Raw genomic sequence first — 19128 nt, forward strand, 5'->3', positions numbered from 1 at the left:
ACAAAAAAAACATTTAAAATGATCCGTAGTATCGACACGATATGTGCGGTTAACATTAAAAGCAAAATGTTAACGATGATGGAGTTTTAAATAGCAGGTAAATATTTATGAATATTTTATATGATGATGTTGCTAATGCAGTTAAATGGATATCGAGCTTTGGTGGTTTAGAACAAGGCGGAACAACTCGATTACTTTATACTGAACAATGGCTTACTGCCCAAAATGCAATTAAAGAAAAACTCTCACAAATTGGCATGAACACCTATTTTGATGATATTGGTAACTTATATGGTCGATTTGAAGGCAGTAAATATAAAGAACAAGTCATCATGTCTGGCTCGCATGTTGATACCGTTGTTAATGGTGGCAAACTTGACGGCCAGCTTGGCATCATTGCAGCTATGCTTGCCATGAAATACCTAAAAGAGAACTACGGCCAACCATTACGCACTTTAGAACTTATCTCCATGGCAGAAGAAGAAGGCAGTCGCTTTCCTTATGTCTTTTGGGGAAGCAAAAACGTATTTGCCATCGCCAACAATGATGATGTTGCCGATATCGAAGACAACAATGGCATTAAATTTGTCGATGCAATGAACAACTGCGGATTTAAATTTAACACCCAAAAAGCACGCACCGATATCAAAGCCTTTTTAGAGCTACATATTGAACAAGGAGGCGTACTTGAGCGGGAAGAAAAAAGCATAGGGATTGTAACCAGCATCGTTGGACAACGTCGTTACAATATCCGCTTAATAGGTGAAGCAAATCATGCAGGCACCACACCAATGAGTTACCGTAAAGATGCAATCTACGCTTTTAGCCGAATTTGCAACGAATCCATTAACAAAGCAATTAAAGTGGGTGATCCATTAGTATTAACCTTTGGTCATGTTGAACCCAAACCCAATGTGGTTAATGTCGTTCCGGGGGAAGTGATGTTCACAATAGACTGTCGTCACACTAACCAAGAAGAACTTAAAAGCTTTACCGAAGAGATTGAAGCTGACATGATCCGCATCGCCAAAGAACTGGGCCTTGAGATCGAAATAAATCGTTGGATGGATGAAGCCCCAATTCCAATGGATGAAAAACTCATAAAAATGCTCGAAAACATCTGCAACCAAGAAAAACTAAGTTATCGCGTAATGCATAGTGGTGCCGGTCACGACTCACAAATTTTTGCACCACGAGTACCGACCGCCATGTTATTTGTACCAAGCATCAAAGGCATCAGCCACAACCCTGCTGAAGATACTAAAACCGAAGACTTAGTTGAAGGAATAAAAGCATTAACTTATGCCCTTTACCAATTGGCTTATCAAGAATAATAAGGAATTAAAATGACAGAAAAAAAAGGTGGCATACAGTACTGGCATAAAATCGTCGCTTTATTATTCCTCGGTTGGTTAGTGATGTGGATTTATCGCCCCGTATTAGCAGCGATTTTTCCTGAAATTCAACAAACTGTAGGACCTCAATCAAATACTGAGCTGGGCTTAATTGCTAGCTGTTACTTTTTTTCCTACACCTTAATGCAAATTCCAGCTGGGATCTTAGTTGACAAATATGGTAAAAAAGCCGTGGTGATTCCTGGCTTCATACTCTTTACCATTGCCGCGATCATGATTGGTAATGCACACTCAATGATGATGATCTATATTGGTAGCTTACTGGCAGGTCTTGGTTGTGGCTCTTACTATGGTTCGGCTTGGTCACTATCAGCCGAAAATATTCCAGCTGAAAATCGTAGCTTCGCCTCTGCCATTATCAATACTGGTGCGGCGTTGGGTATGGGCGTTTGCTTATTATCCACCAGCTTCTTAGTTAAAGCGTTGGATATGCAATGGCAATATATGCTCTATATTATTGCGGCTCTAACACTCTGCTTAATTGCTGGATTTGCAATTATCATTAAAGAGCCATCGATTAAAAGCGTTATCACCCAAAAACAGAAAACGGAAATTACGCCGAAAGAAAAACATAACTTTTTTAGTAGCCCAATGGTTGCTTGTTACATTATGTACTTTGCAACATGCTATGGCTATTACATGGTGGTAAGCTGGTTACCTAACTTTCTTGAAACTGAACGAGGCTTTACTGGCGGAAGCATTGGCTCTGCATCATCTTTAGTCGCATTCGCCGCTATTCCTGGCGCACTTGTCATCAGTAAAATCTCGGATAAATTTCGTGCTAAACGACTATTTTTTATTATCGTATTAGAACTGCTTTCAGCCGGAACACTATTTATGGCAGTCCAATCATCCACCATCACCTTATTACTGATGGGATTAATCCTCTATGGATTATTTGGCAAGTTTGTTGTTGAACCGATTCTAATATCTCACGTGGCTGACATTGCCCCAAAAAGCAGTTACGGAACAGCATTTGGTGTATTTAACTTCTTTGGCATGAGTTCATCAGTAATAGCACCACCATTAACTGGATTATTAGCGGATATAACAGGAACCAAAATTACGGGGTTCTATGTGGCTATTGCAATATTAGTTATTGCAACAGCATTATTCTTTTTAATTAATTTGCGTAAACACATAACCAACTGATTCACGCAAAAGCATCGACTATTTATCGGTTTTTGATAAATAGTCGAAAAAAGTAGTACTCACGGCAAACCTTGCCTAAATCTAAAGCATATGTTCCAAGGAGATCATTATGGGATATATCAATAACAACATCGGCTATCCAAAAGACCTATTAGCGTCCCGCGCGATAATCAAACGTCATAATTTTGCCTTAATACCGCCTGATGGCTTAGTTAAAAATATCATTCCCGGTTTTGAAAATTGTGACATCACCATCTTAGCCACACCTAAACTAGGGGCATCCTTTGTCGATTACCTTGTCACCATGCACCAAGGTGGTCAAAACTTGCAAGGATTTGGGGATGATGATATTGAAGTATTTGCCTATGTGATAGAAGGTGACGTCAACGCAAAAGCCAATGACCAATCACACCGTTTACAAACTGGTGGCTACATCTACTGCCCCGCTGGGGTTAAACTCTATTTACAAAATATGACTGCTTCATCACGTTTATTTCTGTACAAACGTCGCTACAACCCTATTTCAGGTTATCAAACACGTGTGATTGCCAATCATATTCAACAACTAGAGCTCATGAATTATGAAAATATGGATAACGTATTTATTCAAGACCTTCTCCCCAAAGAACTCGGTTTTGATATGAACTTCCATATTCTTACCTTCCTACCGGGTGCAAGTCATGGCTATATCGAAACCCATGTACAAGAACACGGCGCCTACTTACTTAGTGGTGAAGGTATGTACCTACTTGATAACCAGTGGATACCGGTTAAAAAAGACGACTACATCTTTATGGGAGCCTATGCGCTACAAGCGTGTTACGCTGTTGGCCAACAACCACTGAGTTATATCTACTCAAAAGATTGTCATCGGGATGTGGACATCTAAACAAAAATAAAGGACACCGTATGGAACTAATAGTTATTGCATTAGGTGGTAATGCGATTTCAAAACGAAATGAATTACTCTCTATTGACAACCAATACCAAAACATCAACAGCACGACCCAATTTATTGCCAAATTAGCCAATAAATATCGACTTGTTATTGTTCACGGCAATGGACCACAAGTTGGATTACTTGCTCTACAAAATGCCAGCTACCCAAGCGTACCCGCCTACCCGCTTGATGTCCTTGTTGCTCAAACACAAGGCATGTTAGGGTATATGATACAGCGAAGCTTACAGCAATATGTCAACCAAGTTACCTGCGTATTAACACAAGTCGAAGTAGACAGCAACGACCCATCATTCAAAGATCCAACCAAATTTATAGGTCCGGTATATCAACCTGAAGAACAACAAAAACTACAAGCCCAATATGGTTGGCAATTTAAACAAGATGGCAAATACCTAAGACGCGTTGTTGCATCCCCAAAACCGAAAAAAATTATCGAACTTAATACCATCAAAGAGCTAATTAACCAAGATACCATCGTCATCTGCAATGGTGGGGGCGGAATTCCCGTAATAAAAGATAAATCGGGTTATAAAGGTATCGAGGCGGTTATCGACAAAGATCATAGCGCTGCCCAACTGGCAATCGAACTAAAGGCTGACCACTTAATGATATTAACCGATACTGACGCCGTATATGAAAACTGGGGCACACCTGAGCAAACCGCTCTAGGCAAGGTTGATACCAAACGAATACAACCAATGGCAATCGATGATGGTGCTATGGGACCAAAAATCAAATCCGTTATTGAATTTGTCGAACAAACTGGCAATACCGCCTATATTGGCAACTTAACAGATATCGAATCGCTATTAGCACAAACAAAAGGCACTATCATCACCAAATAGCGACTATAGATAGGAGTGATAAAATGAGACTAGACAGACAAACACTACACAACTTAATTGCCAAAAAACTACATAAAGCTGGATTAACTCAAGAGCACGCCGATATTGCTGCCGATACGCTTGCATTTGCCGATGCACGAGGCATCCACTCGCATGGCGCCGTACGAGTTGAATATTATGCTGAACGCATAGCAAAAGGAGGCATGACTCACTCCCCCAATGTCACCTATAAAGAAACCGGTCCATCATCAGCAATATTAGATTTTGATAACGGATGCGGATTAGTTGCCGCTAAAGTTGGTATGGACAAAGCCATAGAAATGGCGAAGAAAAATGGCGTTGCTGTAGTCGGAATTCGTCGAATGTCACATAGTGGCTCGCTTTGTTACTTTACCGAAATGGCAGCTAAACAAAACTTAGTCGCCATATCCATGTGCCAATCTGACCCAATGGCGGTTCCTTATGGTGGCGCAGAAGAATTTTTTGGAACCAACCCAATCGCATTTGCAGCACCAACGAACGACGAAAGGATTGTCTCATTTGACATGGCAACCACTGTCCAAGCTTGGGGAAAAGTCTTATACGCCAGATCAAAAGGCGCCTCCATTCCCCCAACATGGGCGGTTGATGAACATGGTGAACCAACAACCGATCCCCACAAAGTAAACGCTCTACTACCAATAGCCGATGCCAAAGGTTATGGACTAATGATGATGGTCGATGTACTTTCAGGCATATTACTTGGCTTACCATTTGGTAAAAACGTTTCATCAATGTATGCGGATTTATCCCAAGGGCGCAACCTTGGTCATCTGCATATTGTGATCAACCCACAATACTTTGTTGGACTCGAAATCTTTAAACAAACCATGTCAGCTATGCTTGACCAACTAAAACAAACCAAACCAGCCAAAGGCAATAGTGAAATCTTCTTTCCAGGCGAAAGAAGCAAAAAACGTGAAGCCGATTACTTAAAAAATGGCATAGAGATAGTTGATGATATCTATAATTATTTAATTAGTGATGATATTCATTACAATCGTTATGATCATAAAAATAAATTTGCCGAATAATATCAAGGTTTCAAAAACCCCGCTCCTCAACTTTTTTTGCGATAAAATCGCATCAAAAATAAACCCGCCAAGGCGGGTAACTCAAACATCGCTAAGCCACAAAATCGCTTTTTTTATGGCTAAACGACGTTGACTCTTAGCTTACTTTTAATCACCTAATACTATTTTTTATCACCCCCGCCCCCGCCCTAAGGATTAAGGACGAAGAAATAAAAACTAAGGATGGGAGCAAAGGCCGTAGTAGTTGTTGTAGGTGTGGTTCCAAATCATGTTACCGTTATAAGCGCTCACGAGAAACTGCCTAATACCATTCGGGTCACTAGTCCAGTACCAATCGAGGCTGAAGCCAACGCCTGAATAATCATACACTCGTCCCCACTCAGTGAAAAAACCAGCATCTATATGACGCATAAAATGATTACTAGGTGAGGAAGGGGTGGCGCTAGGTACGACTACATCTGTACGAACAGCGTTGGTTAAATCCCTTACGCTAGGCATTCGATAACCAAGACTATTACACCAAGATAAGGTATTAGGATAAGTGTAAGCGTTAGTACCACGGTTGACGAACCACTGCTTCAAAGTAAAACCATATTTGACGACTGGAGTACCATTAGTATCACGACCGACCAACTCGAAGGTCTGAGGCAAAGTAGGTGTAGAAATAGGACTAGGAGTGGTTGAACTATGCTGGGATGGGGTAGCGTAAGGACCAGTTAAAGTAACACCTACGCTTGTAGCAGTAGGATTAGACATAGTAGCAGTGATACCTCCATGAGAAACAGGAGACCAAGACAATGGCTGACTACTACCGGTAATGAGTAAATCAAAGTACAATCCATTAGCACCAGTTGTAGGAAAGTTTCTACCGTAAAGTGACGGGTCAGTTGACTGAGGGATAAAACCATTAGAGGGGTCCCACATCGAAGCTGGACCAGCAAAACCAGATGCACCGTAAGTCAAATTAGGTCTGGCAAAACAAACCACAGGCGAAGCCTGAGGATTGACGTAATAAGTCTCACTACGAGCACTGAAAGTACTACGATTAGGAAAACCATAACGAGTAGATAATGTACCGTCAGTACTAGATAACTTAATCCTATAAGGTGCGTTACAAATTGTTAACACGGAATTACGTGATACAGACTGATTGTTTTTATCGACGATAGATAAACTTAAAGAACCTGTAGCAGTAACGCCAGAATCTCCATCATCATCACCCCAATAATTATTAGGAGGACCGATAAGTGTACTTAAATCGACTGAATTAATATCAGTAGGGACGAACATACGAATATCAGCAAAACTCTGACCCTCAACCGGCAAGGAGATTGGTGCTGAAGAAGATGAAGTATTGGTTGAAGGCGTGTAATTAGTTCCGTTAGATAGCGTAATCCCAAGCAGACCGTTAGTATCAACTGCACGAGTACGACCACCATCGAAAGTCAAATACGGCACATTACCCTGTATCGCATTCCTAGTTGTCTGTGATGTCAATGCGTGACCCGAAAAAGGAAGAAAAAGAACCACGAAAAAAACAATCTGCCGGGATAATTTGGAAAAGCCGAAGGATCGAAAACAGGATCTGAAAGAGGATCCGGAAAACGATCGGAAAAAAGATCGAGAAGAGGATCGCGGGAGCGATCGCGCGAAATTTCGCAGAATTTCACTTGATTGCGTGGAAAAATAAGTTTTAGTGAAAAATTTAAACTGGGTGTTGGACTTAGACGAATTTAAAAGATAGGTTGGCCATGTTGCCTGTTGCCTGTTGAAAATTATAATACATTTTAGACTACCCTGTCAAGTAATTTTTTGATTAATTTACAATTTTATTCTTTTCTGTCAAATTTTAGCCTATTAGCTAAAACCGTGTAAAAAGTATAGTGATTGGAAAAACACGATGCAACACTTTTTTTCGCTCATTTACGTTAACTTTTGTAAATTTAATCTAAAAATGATCTAAGTTATAATTGGTTATCTATTGTTTTAATTAAGTATATCATCATTACAAATCTTTATAATTAGAGCGATTGATCCTGAAAATTTTATTTTAGGGCTTAAAACAAGAATTTTGATCATTTAATAATTTTTAAGTGAAATTTAGAACCTCAAAAACCCCGCTCCTCAACTTTTTTTGACGGAAAAAAGAGTTTCTAAAAAGCACCATAGTTAGAGCGGAATTACTTATCTGAGACAACATTGCAAAGCAGAATTTAGCCCCCCCAAATCCCGCTCCTCAACTTTTTTTGACGGAAAAAAAGTTTCTAAAAAGCACCATAGTTAGAGCGGAATTATTTATCTGAGGCAACATTAAAAAGCAGAATTTAGAACCCCAAAACCCCCGTTCCTCAACTTTTTCTGCGATAGAAACCTCAAAAATAAACCCGCGGGTAATTCAAACGTCGCTAAGCCGCTTAATCGCTTATTATGATTTCTTCGACTATTTAATTTTTAAATACATATCCTCTCCCTTTACGAAAGGATTTTATGCAATAACTTATTTGATCATATTTCATCCATTCGTAAGTCTGAATTTTTTCTAAATGATAGTTATGATCTTTTACTACATTTCTATTTTAATTAGTTTTTGTTCGTTTTATAATCAATCCCCTCAACTTCTTACAATCTTCGATTTTTAATAAAAACAATGTGTTAATTAAGAGTAAATTTTCAACGCAAGGGAGTATTAACATGAATGATGGGTTAAAACTAGAAAAAATAAAAGCCTTATTTGAAAAACTTGAATTACCCGATTTTAATAGCTCATCAATAATTTATGGTTCTATCCACCCAAAACTTTGGAGATTTGCACTTTTTCAGGGCGCAGCCGCTTTTGATATTAAACACTACCTTATTTATTTTAATTCCGATGAAATTATTTTAATTGGCTTAACTCTCGGTGCAGATTTAACGAATGATGTTATTCGAATCCCAATGACGTCAATTTCAAATTTCAAGTTCAAGAAAGGCTGGATTACCAGCAAATTTGAATTTACTATGGCTGGAAACAAAAGGTATCCATTTATAGTACCTAATTTTGTGTTCATCGCAAAATGGCAAAAGCCAAATTTAACCCATATTGTTTCCACCTATTTTAATCAATAATTAACTCAATTATCTTTTACCTATATGATGAAGCATAATTACCTAATATATTGTATTATTGGGTAATTTAATTTCATTTTTTACGTTTAATGTGTGATGTAGTCCTTGCCCGCATCGGGAATCTGTGAATTTAATTATAGTGCTTAGCGTTTTATAAAAAGTCCGTATATGTTCTAACTTGCATATTTCTGTTTTCTAGTTTAATTTATCGTCACTAACCCATTCACTTTTTGAGATGAGACATGACGATATCATTTAAAGAGCAGCAACAACGGATCAATTTTGTTAAACAATTTTTTGCTGAGCAATTAGCTAATAATTTATCACTAATTGAAGTTCAAGCCCCACTTTTGAGTCAAATTGGTGATGGTGTTCAGGATAATTTATCTGGGACTGAGAAGGCGGTTCAGGTTAATATTAAGAGTATTCCTGATGCGCAATTTGAAGTGGTTCATTCACTCGCTAAATGGAAACGCAAAATCTTGAGCCAACATAATTTTCCAGTTGGTGAAGGTATTTATACCAATATGAAAGCACTTCGCCCTGATGAAGATAAGCTCTCCCCTATTCATTCTGTTTATGTCGATCAATGGGATTGGGAAAAAGTGATTCGTCCTGAAGATCGCAATCTAGCTTATTTAAAACAGACGGTAGAGAAGATTTATAGTGCTATTAAGGCTACAGAAAAAGTGGTTTCAGAAAAATATCATCTTTCTTGTTTTTTACCAGAGTCGATCACTTTTATGGATAGTGAGCAGTTATTAAAACGTTATCCTAATTTGTCACCAAAAGAGCGCGAAAACGCGATTACTAAAGAGTTAGGCGCAGTATTTTTAATCGGTATTGGTGGTGATTTGTCAAATAAAGAAAAACACGATGTGCGCGCCCCTGATTATGATGATTGGAGTAGCGATAATGAGATGGGTTCTAAAGGATTAAATGGTGATATTTTAGTTTGGAATCCAGTTTTAAATAGTGGTTTTGAAATTTCGTCAATGGGTATTCGCGTCGATCCTGAGACGTTAAAGCGTCAATTAAAATTAACCAATAATGAAGATCGTCTGCAATATGCTTGGCATAAGGCATTAGCTAATGGTGATTTTTTACAGACAATTGGTGGAGGGATTGGACAATCTCGACTAACTATGTTGCTTTTACAACAACATCATATTGGGCAAGTCCAAGCAAGTGTTTGGGATGATGTAACCAAGCAAAACTATCAACAACTTTTATAATTCATGCTCAGCATGTTTTATCTAAAATGGTAAAACATGCTGTTTACTAGTCACTTTTATCCAATGCCATTTGCCAAAAATTTATTTCCAATTGCGTCGCTTGCTTAAATATTTGGCTTAATTGTTTAAATCGGTTTTCACTGATATTAAGTAATTGTCCTTCTATCCAAGCAATTTCTTTTTGTACTGCTTGTTGAAACTCCTTACTAGCATACATCTCAATCCAAGAGCGATATGGGTTGTTTTCGTCCCAACCTTGAATCCAATTGGCAATCATGCCATACCCAATTAAACAGGGCGCCATCGCTATGTGTATATCTAATATATCGCCGTGTAATCCTATATCAAGCACATAACGTGTATAATCGCTATTGGCTTTGGCTTCCTTTAATGTGCTTAGTTCATATTCAGATATCTGCCATTTTTTGCAATATTCAATATGCAGATCGAGTTCAACTTCAACAATGATTTTTAAACTCTCTAATGATTGACGAATTTGAGCAATGTCGTGACTTTTATATACTGCAAGTCCCCAAGCTCGGGAAAAGTTGATTAAAAAAAGATAATCTTGTTTCAGGTAGTATTGAAAACAGGTTAAGTCTAATGTGCCTTTTCCTAATTGTTGAACAAAATCATGTTGAATATAGTGTTTCCACTCGCTTGATTCAATCAGTGAGTTAAATGATGGCATAATGACTCCTTTTTGACAAATTCGCTATAAGGAGTTAAACAGATTTCTATAATAGACGTGTTTTAAACTCCCTTCGTCGGTATTAACCGAATCAGGTTCAACGGGTATAATCTCAGCCTATAGCACCCCGGTTAAACAAATTATAAAATTTATAAAATGGTTACTTAAATTTCCGTTTATTCTGCTTTTTGTTCAGTTTCCTGAGATTCTGTAGAAGTCGGCTCTGGAGTTTGAACTTTTTCTACTGGTGCCGAAGCTGGCGTTTGAACTGGAGCGTTACTAGGGCTGTAGCACTCGACGGGTTGTGGTGTGATTTCAACAGGTGTTTCAGGCTCATCTTTAACTGATTTTGATGATGGTGTACGAATATAAACAATGCTTTGTTTACCTCGATCACATGATCCTACGATTTTACCTTCAATATTTTGTTCATCTTGAGGAACAAGTTTTAATTGGAAGCTATTTTCATTAACACCGTTATTTTTAATTTTTTCGGCGATATTTGCACTAATTTCGTCACAATTGGACGCAGATGCAATAACTGGGAGACCTAATAATAACACTACTGCTAACTTTTTCATGATCTTTCCTTAAGATTATCGAGTAACTGATGCATTATAAAACGATTGTTTAAACTGTCCATATCGTTTTGAATAACGCTGCAAATAAATTTTATCAATAGATTTGAAAAAGCTAGCTTAGTATAGATTTTTTAGTTAATTCTGCTCTTGGTGTTGGTTTTCAAGTAATTTTAATTTATCTAGAACCCATGAGCGAATATCGGATAGTTCGGCTTCAGATAATTGATTTACAAAGTCTCTTTTTGCGTGGAGTTGTTTGCGATCTTCTTCAGTCAAAACCACACCTTTTAAATTTAATAATACCTCTTTACGGTACATTGAGTAGATAAAATCTTTTATCAAATCATCGGAAAGATTAATATCAGCCATGGTGATTTCCTTATTTTATAAAACTCATTTGTTAATCATCAAATTTAGTTAATCTTTGTATAAATAACATTCTGATAGATTTTGAAGATGAATCCAGCCTAAAAAATAGGCTGACTTTTACTATAGTCTAATCACTATTAGATAACAATAGTAAATCGATAAATTAGATTAATCGATTAAATTATTCACTTTATTATTTGATAAGTATTTAACAAACCTGTTGATAACTCCATAACAATATAATAATTAATAAGTTATATGCAAGGTTAATTTTTAATCTTCTCTGATTTCTCAATTTTTGAGTAACAATTATCTAGCCTATTTCACAAAAATTGTGATTATAAAAAAATACAGCATATATTATGCTGTATAAAGAAAATATAAGGGAGTTAAAACAAGAATTTATAAAGCAGTAATAAACGCGGTTAAACCAAATAATACTCCTGGAAAATTAGCTATTGCAATTGGCCAATCCTTTTTTTGTCGTAATAAGCCATAACAGACCCATAATGAGCAGTTAATTGCTGCCGCTAAAGGTTGAGTTGGATTAGCTTTAAATCCATGAAGATTGTCGATAATTTGTGGGATATACGATACGTACATTCCTAATGATGCAAGTGTTGCGATAACACCCAAATAGTGAAAAGCTTTTGGAGAAAGATTCAAAATCAGCCTACCTGCTTATATATGAAAGGAGCAAATAATCTAACATATATAACAAGTGAGTTAAATATTGGTGCAGCGTGGTTTCAGATAATATTTTGTAAATAAAATGATAAGATTTTTTATGTGAATCTATTTTAAGTAATCGGATATGGTTTTTAATAATAAATGTTATTGCTACGAATGCCTTATATCAAACGCAAATTGTTATATCATATAATGTAGCTAATAAGGCATAAAAACCGCGATTTTTGATAGTTTTGTGATTATTTAGCTGAGATTCAATCCAATAATGAGATTTGAAGTTTACCGATTAACCCTACCTTGTTTGTCTGGGCCGTTATGATCTATTTATTAACGCCAAATACCTGTTAGAACAATCAATAAAAACTTAGTTCGCTTTATCTCATCAAATCTTTTGCAAAATGACCATAACTTAAACGTATAGCGCCAACTCGATCCCCAAAGTCAGTGCCTTGTGAAACAATTATATGCTTTGCTAGTAATTGATTTAAAATAGCCAACTCCTGCGCCTGACTGCTAACGGGCAAATGGGCATATAGATGAAAACCGCCTGTGGGTATCTGGTAATTGATGTCACCTTTAAAATAGTCATCAAGCCAATCTATTAGTTGGTTAGCCTTCTGTTTTAATTGCTGGCGTAACCATTCTTGATGGGATTGGTAGTGATGAGTCAAATATTCTTCAGCTAAAAGTTGCGGTAATATACTTAATCCTGAGTCAATGTGATGCCTTATATTGGCTAGTTTTTCGATAATTTCTTTCGGTGCAATCATCCAACCAATACGTATGTTGCGACCAATATATTTGGATAATGATCCTAAATAGATAACTTGATTACTGGTATCATATTTTTTTATCGGGTCGATATGACTCTTTTGATCAAAAGCTAACCCACTATAAGCATCATCCTCAACAATACCAATACACTGCTTTCGACAAAATGCCAATATCTGTTTTTTTCGATGATTACTCATCACACATCCCGTTGGATTTTGAAATATTGGATTTAGAAATAACCATTTAATTTGCCGTTCTAAACTGACTTTTTGTAAACTCTCTAAGGTTATCCCTTCAGCATCACACTCAATACCATATAACCGCAAGCCTGCTGCTTGAAATAGTGGTAATGAATAGAAATATGAAGGTGATTCAATGCCTATTGCATCGCCAGGTTTTAATAATCCTTGAGTAATTAAAAAGAGGGATTGCTGCGTTCCTGAGGTTATTAAAATTTGATCGGTATCAACCATCATACCAAATTGGTTCAACATATAATTGGCGATCTGCACTTTGAGTGTAGGTAGACCCAATTGCAATATGTCGCTTTGCTTTTCATAAGCAACCATTTCATGAGAGGTGATATTGGGTAACATTAATTTGGGCATCATATGAGTTGGTAAATCACCATTAGCCAAATCACAGATGTTCGCCATTTGCTGACGAGTCTGAAATACTTTTTGTTGATATACACTTTTGCGATTTTGATAGAAATGGGCTGGCAGTCGCCAGTTAATGGTGGAGTAAGCTTGAAGCCCCCATTTTTGATCATTAATGAAGGTTCCACTACCCTGCTTACGAACCAATACATTACGTTCAGTTAAGATATCTAGCGCATGGACAATAGTTGAGCGGTTAACGTGCAGATTTTTAGCCAACTCTCGCTCTGATGGTAATCTCTCACCCGCTATTAATACCCCTTGTTCAATGTAGTTTTCAATCAACTGGATCACTTTTTTAAATAGTGCTCCGTCAAAAGCCGCTAATTTTTGTTTATTCCACATCGTCTATCAGTTTTTTGATTTATGCATAATTGGATGGGTTAATTATAGTCCAATTGGCTGTTTATTGAAGCAATTTTATTTTGAATAATACTTTATTTAATTAGGAGCAATCATGAAAACAGGTACACAAACAGTAAAACGTGGCATGGCACAGATGCAAAAAGGCGGTGTGATTATGGATGTAGTTAATGCCGAACAAGCAAAAATTGCTGAGCAAGCAGGTGCAGTGGCTGTAATGGCTTTAGAACGTGTTCCCTCTGATATACGCGCTGCTGGAGGCGTAGCACGAATGGCTGATCCAACAATCGTTGAAGAAGTGATGAAAGCAGTTACCATACCTGTTATGGCAAAAGCGCGAATCGGTCATATCGTTGAGGCACGCATTTTGGAGTCCATGGGCGTAGATTATATTGATGAAAGCGAAGTGCTGACACCAGCGGATGAACAATATCATTTATTGAAAGATGAATTTACCGTACCTTTTGTTTGTGGTTGTCGTGACTTAGGCGAAGCACTGCGTCGAATTGGTGAAGGTGCTTCGATGCTACGCACCAAAGGTGAACCAGGAACAGGTAATATTGTAGAAGCAGTAAGGCATATGCGCCGAGTAAATGAACAAATTCGTTTAGTTGTTGGTAAATCAAAAGATGAGTTGATGACATTTGCTAAAGAGATTGGTGCACCTTATGAGTTGATATTACAAATCAAACAACTGGGTAAACTACCGGTTGTTAATTTTGCTGCTGGTGGCATTGCTACGCCTGCTGATGCTGCATTGATGATGCAACTTGGTGCCGATGGTGTGTTTGTTGGTTCAGGTATTTTTAAATCGCAAAATCCGGAAAAATTCGCTAAAGCAATCGTTCAAGCAACAACTTATTTTGACGATTATCCAAGATTAGCTGAACTTTCAAAAGGATTAGGTGAAGCGATGAAAGGTATAGAAATCAGCAAATTAAGCGAATCTGAAAGAATGCAGGAGCGAGGTTGGTAATGAGCTCAAAAGCAAATAAAACCATTGGTGTGCTTAATTTACAAGGCGCAGTGACTGAACATTTAAATATGCTTGCAACTATTGATTTAGTCATCCCAATTGCAGTAAAAAAGGCCGAGGAATTGCGTCAAGTTGATGGTTTAATTATTCCGGGTGGTGAATCAACTGCAATAAGTCGTTTAATTCGGCAAAATGGCTTATTTGAACCAATCCAAGAGTTTGCCAAGCAAGGTAAAGGGATTTTTGGTACCTGCGCGGGTTTGGTGCTTTGCGGTAATGAAACAAGCCATAGCGAAGTTGAACAACTGGGTTTGATGGATATTGTGGTTGAACGTAATGGATTTGGTCGGCAAATTGCTAGCTTTGAGACGATGTTAGATATTGCACCTATTGGCCAGCAAGTTCCAGCTGTTTTTATCCGAGCGCCCTATATTGCTAGGGCGGGCAAGCAAGTCACACAACTTGCTTTTATTGATAATCATTGCGTAATGGCAGAGCAAGATAATATTTTAGTCTGCTCATTCCATGCCGAACTAACGACCGATAACCGCATAATGCGCTATTTTATTGAAAAATGCTGACTGTTTTTCTCTTATATAAAAAGATATTCGATTATAGGCACTAATTATTGGTGCTTTTTTTCCTCAAAAACCCCGCTCCTCAACTTTTTTTATCTATTTTTTAAATTACTTGTAACTTATTTTTATCTGTCTTTATAATGTGTTAACAAATGATAAATAAAAAAGGTAAATAAATTATGATGACAGGAAGTTGTTTATGTGGCGAGGTTGTCTATCAACTAAATAATGAGATTAAAACAATTGTGTATTGTCATTGCTCGCGTTGTCGCAAACAAACTGGTTCGGCTTTTAATGCTGCAACAGCCATTAACAAGGAAGATTTAACTTTTATTAAGGGCGAAGAAAAGATAAAAATTTTTTCATGCTCAGGCGTTAATCGCCATTTTTGTGGTCAATGTGGTTCACACCTTTTTTCTAGTCGTGATAATGATAATCATAGTTATCGATTACGTATTGGCCTAATTAATGAACCAATTAATGCGGAAAAACGTATTCATATTTATACCGGTTCAAAAGCGAATTGGGATATTATTTGTGATGGTTATCCTGAATTCGAAGAAGGAATCCCCCCAAAATAATTCGATGTTAATATCATTCGCTGGATGATGTTTATTTTCGAAAGCTAAGTCTGCTTTTAAAGCTATCCATTACGTTGCCAATGGGTTTTATGCGCAAAACCCATTAGGTTATTTGTCATCTTGATTTGTTGCAATTGAATAGACCAAATCGGTGCTTTCATCACTCTGGCAAAAGGAAAGGCATGATAATAAAGTTTATAAGCATGACTTGCTTGATTTTCAGCAAGCAATTGAGCATTGCCTGTAAATTGTATCCCTTGTATTTTAGCAACCGATTTTGGACTAATGCTAATCGTGCCAGCAACATTAGGATTTTTTAGCATCGCTTGTGCGTGTTGGGTTTTCAATTCTGATAAGAAATATAAACACCAATTGACTTCATCAAATACATAAAATGCATTACATGCCCATGGGCCGGCTAATATCACGCTTAGACTTAACACATGTTGCTGTTTAATAAATTGCACGATTTTATGGTCAGATGATTTCATTATTTTATTCAGATTTTTGATTAAGACTCATATCCTCACCCCAGCGCGGTAAACTAGGTACATCAATATCAAACAGATCAAGCGCTCTGGCAACACTATGAGTGATAATATCATCGACACTTTCAATATGTTGATATAACGCAGGAACAGGTGGAAAAATAATTCCCCCCATTAATGTCACCGCTTCCATATTTTTAATATGTCCTAGATGTAATGGGGCTTCTCGTGTTATTAACACTAAGCGACGACGCTCTTTTAAAACGACATCAGCAGCGCGTGTTAATAAATTATCAGATAGACCATGAGCTATTGCTGCCAGTGTTCGCATCGAGCAAGGTGCAACTAACATGCCCATTGTTTTATATGACCCACTAGCAATGGCAGCGCCAATATTGTCAACCGAATAGACCATATCGGCTAAAGATTCTAATTGTGCTAACTGGGATTTAGAATGTTCGTAATTACCGGTTATTTTGGCCGCTTTTGATATGACAAGATGGGTTTGAATGTCCATTGGTTTTAGGAGTTCTAAAGCTTTTATACCATAAGCAAAGCCTGTTGCGCCACTTATACCAACTATCATTCTTCTCATATTGATTCCTACAGTTAAATTTCTGAATTTATTTTAACTTAGATTAGTGCGTTTAGGTATGGGAATTTGTTTAATCGCGGAGTGAAAGTCACCGCTAACCTTTTTGTTAGCGGTGGAATTTGATATAACTTATTCTTTAGCCATTGGTTGTTCAACTACTTTTGTAGTTTGTTTACCTTGGATGGTTTTAATTTTGTCACCATAAGTTTTTACAGCTTCTTTATTTGATAATAAGCTATATGTTAGCTTAAAGTCAGCGCTTTTACCTGGTTCTAATTGTGGAACACGTTTTTGTTCGCGTTCAATAGTAACAGGATAGGCAAAGCTCGTACCAGGCTCAATACCAGTCACATAACCTTGTTTAAGTGTATCGGTATTTTTCCATAATGTAAGCACTGGTAACTGTTTAGTATTAAATGAAATACCAACCCCTTTATCACCTGCTTTGTTAGCCAACATTACTTGAGTTTGATTTTTTGAATCCGCATAAGGGAAGATGTTATAAACCATTTCGTCAAAGTTTTTTGTTGGTCCTAAATAGGTTTGCCAATTTTTAAGGCCGGTAGCTGCATAATCATTGAATGGTGAAACTTCTTTGACAGGTGCAACAAATTTTGCCCCTTCTTCAAGGATTGGTGTACCAAAATTGCTGTGATAGATAATTTGATAATCACGCGGGTAATCACCTTGGTTAGTCACAGTATCGTGAACAGTAAATTCTTTAGTTCCTGGTACATGAGAAATTCTAACCCAAGTTTCTAAATTGCTCTTTTTGAAAGCTTTTTCTTTGATAAGACCACTAACGGTAATGGTGTATGGTGCTTCGTCTTCAATATCAACAAACAGTTTTGAAACAGGTGTATTTTGCGCACGTCCATGAAGGGTATACATCATTCCATCAGCTTGTACTGCATGACCTGTCCATTCAAAACCACAACGAACCATCATTTCATTAAAACCATCTAACCAACCATTACCACCACGGCTTTCTAAGTTGATATTATTAGGATGAACGATTTCTTCAACCGGGGAATCCCAACCTAAGCGCACTCCATCACCTTCAACTGAAAGGATACCTAGACCACGAGTTGGGCTTAATTTAATAGTCAGTCCATCACTTATAAGAGTTAAGACTTCAACATCTTCTTGAAGCCCACCTTTAAGTACACTATTTTGCATACTAAAAGTTGGTGCACCCTTTGCATGTTCGACATTTGTTAGATACCAGCCACCTTTTCTAACTTGAATGTCGGTGTCAGTAATAATATAATGTGTAGCATTGGCAGAATAGGAGATTACTCCAAGCGCGACAGCTAACGTAAGATTTCTAATTTTCATGAGATTAATTCCTTATAATTATAATTAAAATATATATCCATCATGAGCAAGGATATGCGTTAATTGGGTCTAACCTGCCCTGCTTTCCAGTGTTTTCGACAAACTGAATGGTATTCACTATCACCAAGATGAATTGAATTACCAAATTTAACGATTTGTCCGTTTTCACCTTCTAACAGAATCATTGTCGCTTTTTTACCGCACCAGCATACGGTTTTAAGTTCTCTATAATTATCAGCAATTTCTAATAATGTTTTCGAACCTTCAAACAAATGTCCCATATAATCGGTCTTTAATCCAAAAAACATCATCGGAACACCAAACTCATCACATACGTCTGACAACTTCCATATGGTATTGGACGATAAAAATTGACTTTCATCAATCAAAATACACGCATAGTTATTTTGTTTGATCTGTTCAATAATACCATCAACAGTATTATCATCAAGTTGTAATGCTTTTTTACGTAATCCAAGTCGAGATACAATCTCAACTGCGGAGTCGCGAGTATCGACCGATGATTTAAGTAATAATGTCTGCATATTATTACTTAAATAGTTATGATCTATTTGTAGTAATTCTGTGGATTTTCCGGCGTTCATTACGCCATAAATATAGTAAATTTTAGACAAAATTTGCGTCTCAAAAAGTTAGAT

At 37.2% G+C, this 19128-nt stretch carries 20 protein-coding genes and 1 riboswitch; of the genes, 10 read left to right on the forward strand and 10 right to left on the reverse strand.

Annotated features, from left to right (window positions below):
• Nucleotides 1-107 precede the first annotated feature (107 nt).
• The 5 genes from allC to allD all read left to right on the forward strand — a co-directional run bounded on the left by allC (nucleotide 108) and on the right by allD (nucleotide 5446).
• A complete protein-coding gene (gene allC / locus J3U23_RS05605; protein ID WP_267338747.1) occupies nucleotides 108-1334 on the forward strand; it encodes an allantoate deiminase in 1227 nt (408 codons plus the stop codon).
• Between the two features lie 12 nt (nucleotides 1335-1346).
• Nucleotides 1347-2567, forward strand: a complete 1221-nt coding sequence (locus J3U23_RS05610; RefSeq protein ID WP_267338748.1) for an MFS transporter — start codon at nucleotides 1347-1349, stop codon at nucleotides 2565-2567.
• A 109-nt stretch (nucleotides 2568-2676) separates the two neighbouring features.
• The gene (gene allE, locus J3U23_RS05615; RefSeq protein ID WP_267338749.1) at nucleotides 2677-3456 is read left to right on the forward strand and encodes a (S)-ureidoglycine aminohydrolase; all 780 of its coding nucleotides are present in this window, start codon (nucleotides 2677-2679) and stop codon (nucleotides 3454-3456) included.
• 20 nt (nucleotides 3457-3476) lie between these two features.
• Nucleotides 3477-4373 carry a carbamate kinase gene (locus J3U23_RS05620; RefSeq protein ID WP_267338750.1) on the forward strand — a complete coding sequence of 299 codons (897 nt, stop codon included), beginning with the start codon at nucleotides 3477-3479 and terminating at the stop codon, nucleotides 4371-4373.
• Nucleotides 4374-4396: 23 nt separating this feature from the next.
• The gene (gene allD, locus J3U23_RS05625) at nucleotides 4397-5446 is read left to right on the forward strand and encodes an ureidoglycolate dehydrogenase (RefSeq protein ID WP_065562620.1); all 1050 of its coding nucleotides are present in this window, start codon (nucleotides 4397-4399) and stop codon (nucleotides 5444-5446) included.
• Nucleotides 5447-5662: 216 nt separating this feature from the next.
• On the opposite strand, the gene J3U23_RS05630 is transcribed toward allD, so the two are convergent.
• A complete protein-coding gene (locus J3U23_RS05630; RefSeq protein ID WP_267338751.1) occupies nucleotides 5663-6976 on the reverse strand; it encodes a hypothetical protein in 1314 nt (437 codons plus the stop codon).
• Nucleotides 6977-8137: 1161 nt separating this feature from the next.
• Between J3U23_RS05630 and J3U23_RS05635 the strand changes: the two genes are divergently transcribed.
• Together J3U23_RS05635 and asnA are read left to right on the forward strand one after the other, a co-directional pair.
• Complete coding sequence (locus J3U23_RS05635) at nucleotides 8138-8551, forward strand: hypothetical protein (RefSeq protein ID WP_065733967.1); 414 nt, start codon at nucleotides 8138-8140, stop codon at nucleotides 8549-8551.
• Nucleotides 8552-8793: 242 nt separating this feature from the next.
• Entirely contained in the window at nucleotides 8794-9786 is a 993-nt protein-coding gene (gene asnA, locus J3U23_RS05640) for an aspartate--ammonia ligase (protein WP_065562623.1), read from the forward strand.
• 46 nt (nucleotides 9787-9832) lie between these two features.
• Here asnA and tenA read toward each other — a convergent pair whose 3' ends face one another.
• The 5 genes from tenA to J3U23_RS05665 form a co-directional block, all read right to left on the reverse strand.
• Entirely contained in the window at nucleotides 9833-10477 is a 645-nt protein-coding gene (gene tenA, locus J3U23_RS05645; protein ID WP_267331571.1) for a thiaminase II, read from the reverse strand.
• A gap of 51 nt (nucleotides 10478-10528) precedes the next feature.
• Nucleotides 10529-10617: riboswitch (TPP riboswitch) on the reverse strand.
• A 36-nt stretch (nucleotides 10618-10653) separates the two neighbouring features.
• Complete coding sequence (locus J3U23_RS05650; protein WP_065562625.1) at nucleotides 10654-11058, reverse strand: DUF1161 domain-containing protein; 405 nt, start codon at nucleotides 11056-11058, stop codon at nucleotides 10654-10656.
• A gap of 135 nt (nucleotides 11059-11193) precedes the next feature.
• Nucleotides 11194-11427 (reverse strand): hypothetical protein, encoded by a 234-nt coding sequence (locus J3U23_RS05655; protein ID WP_065562626.1) that lies wholly within the window; start codon nucleotides 11425-11427, stop codon nucleotides 11194-11196.
• Nucleotides 11428-11829: 402 nt separating this feature from the next.
• Nucleotides 11830-12093, reverse strand: a complete 264-nt coding sequence (locus J3U23_RS05660; RefSeq protein ID WP_081299490.1) for a SemiSWEET family transporter — start codon at nucleotides 12091-12093, stop codon at nucleotides 11830-11832.
• A gap of 398 nt (nucleotides 12094-12491) precedes the next feature.
• Nucleotides 12492-13895: a PLP-dependent aminotransferase family protein gene (locus tag J3U23_RS05665; protein WP_065562627.1), complete on the reverse strand. Its 1404-nt coding sequence runs from the start codon at nucleotides 13893-13895 to the stop codon at nucleotides 12492-12494.
• Nucleotides 13896-14004: 109 nt separating this feature from the next.
• Here J3U23_RS05665 and pdxS point away from each other — a divergent pair, with 109 nt between their 5' ends.
• From pdxS to J3U23_RS05680, 3 genes are all read left to right on the forward strand, one after another.
• On the forward strand, nucleotides 14005-14889 hold the full coding sequence (pdxS, locus tag J3U23_RS05670) for a pyridoxal 5'-phosphate synthase lyase subunit PdxS (RefSeq protein WP_176713947.1): 885 nt from the start codon (nucleotides 14005-14007) through the stop codon (nucleotides 14887-14889).
• On the forward strand, nucleotides 14889-15470 hold the full coding sequence (gene pdxT, locus J3U23_RS05675; protein ID WP_267338753.1) for a pyridoxal 5'-phosphate synthase glutaminase subunit PdxT: 582 nt from the start codon (nucleotides 14889-14891) through the stop codon (nucleotides 15468-15470). Before pdxS ends, pdxT begins: the two co-directional genes overlap by 1 nt.
• Nucleotides 15471-15646: 176 nt before the next feature.
• A complete protein-coding gene (locus J3U23_RS05680) occupies nucleotides 15647-16048 on the forward strand; it encodes a GFA family protein (protein ID WP_267338754.1) in 402 nt (133 codons plus the stop codon).
• A gap of 62 nt (nucleotides 16049-16110) precedes the next feature.
• Here J3U23_RS05680 and J3U23_RS05685 read toward each other — a convergent pair whose 3' ends face one another.
• The 4 genes from J3U23_RS05685 to J3U23_RS05700 form a co-directional block, all read right to left on the reverse strand.
• Complete coding sequence (locus J3U23_RS05685) at nucleotides 16111-16539, reverse strand: pyridoxamine 5'-phosphate oxidase family protein (protein WP_267338755.1); 429 nt, start codon at nucleotides 16537-16539, stop codon at nucleotides 16111-16113.
• A gap of 4 nt (nucleotides 16540-16543) precedes the next feature.
• Complete coding sequence (locus tag J3U23_RS05690) at nucleotides 16544-17131, reverse strand: UbiX family flavin prenyltransferase (protein ID WP_267338756.1); 588 nt, start codon at nucleotides 17129-17131, stop codon at nucleotides 16544-16546.
• 129 nt (nucleotides 17132-17260) lie between these two features.
• Nucleotides 17261-18469 (reverse strand): aldose 1-epimerase family protein, encoded by a 1209-nt coding sequence (locus J3U23_RS05695; protein WP_267338757.1) that lies wholly within the window; start codon nucleotides 18467-18469, stop codon nucleotides 17261-17263.
• 59 nt (nucleotides 18470-18528) lie between these two features.
• Nucleotides 18529-19104 carry a thymidine kinase gene (locus tag J3U23_RS05700; protein WP_065733958.1) on the reverse strand — a complete coding sequence of 192 codons (576 nt, stop codon included), beginning with the start codon at nucleotides 19102-19104 and terminating at the stop codon, nucleotides 18529-18531.
• Between the last annotated feature and the right edge of the window lie 24 nt (nucleotides 19105-19128).

The organism is Gilliamella sp. B3367 (assembly GCF_026536825.1).
Classification (GTDB): Bacteria; Pseudomonadota; Gammaproteobacteria; order Enterobacterales; family Orbaceae; genus Gilliamella; species Gilliamella apicola_E.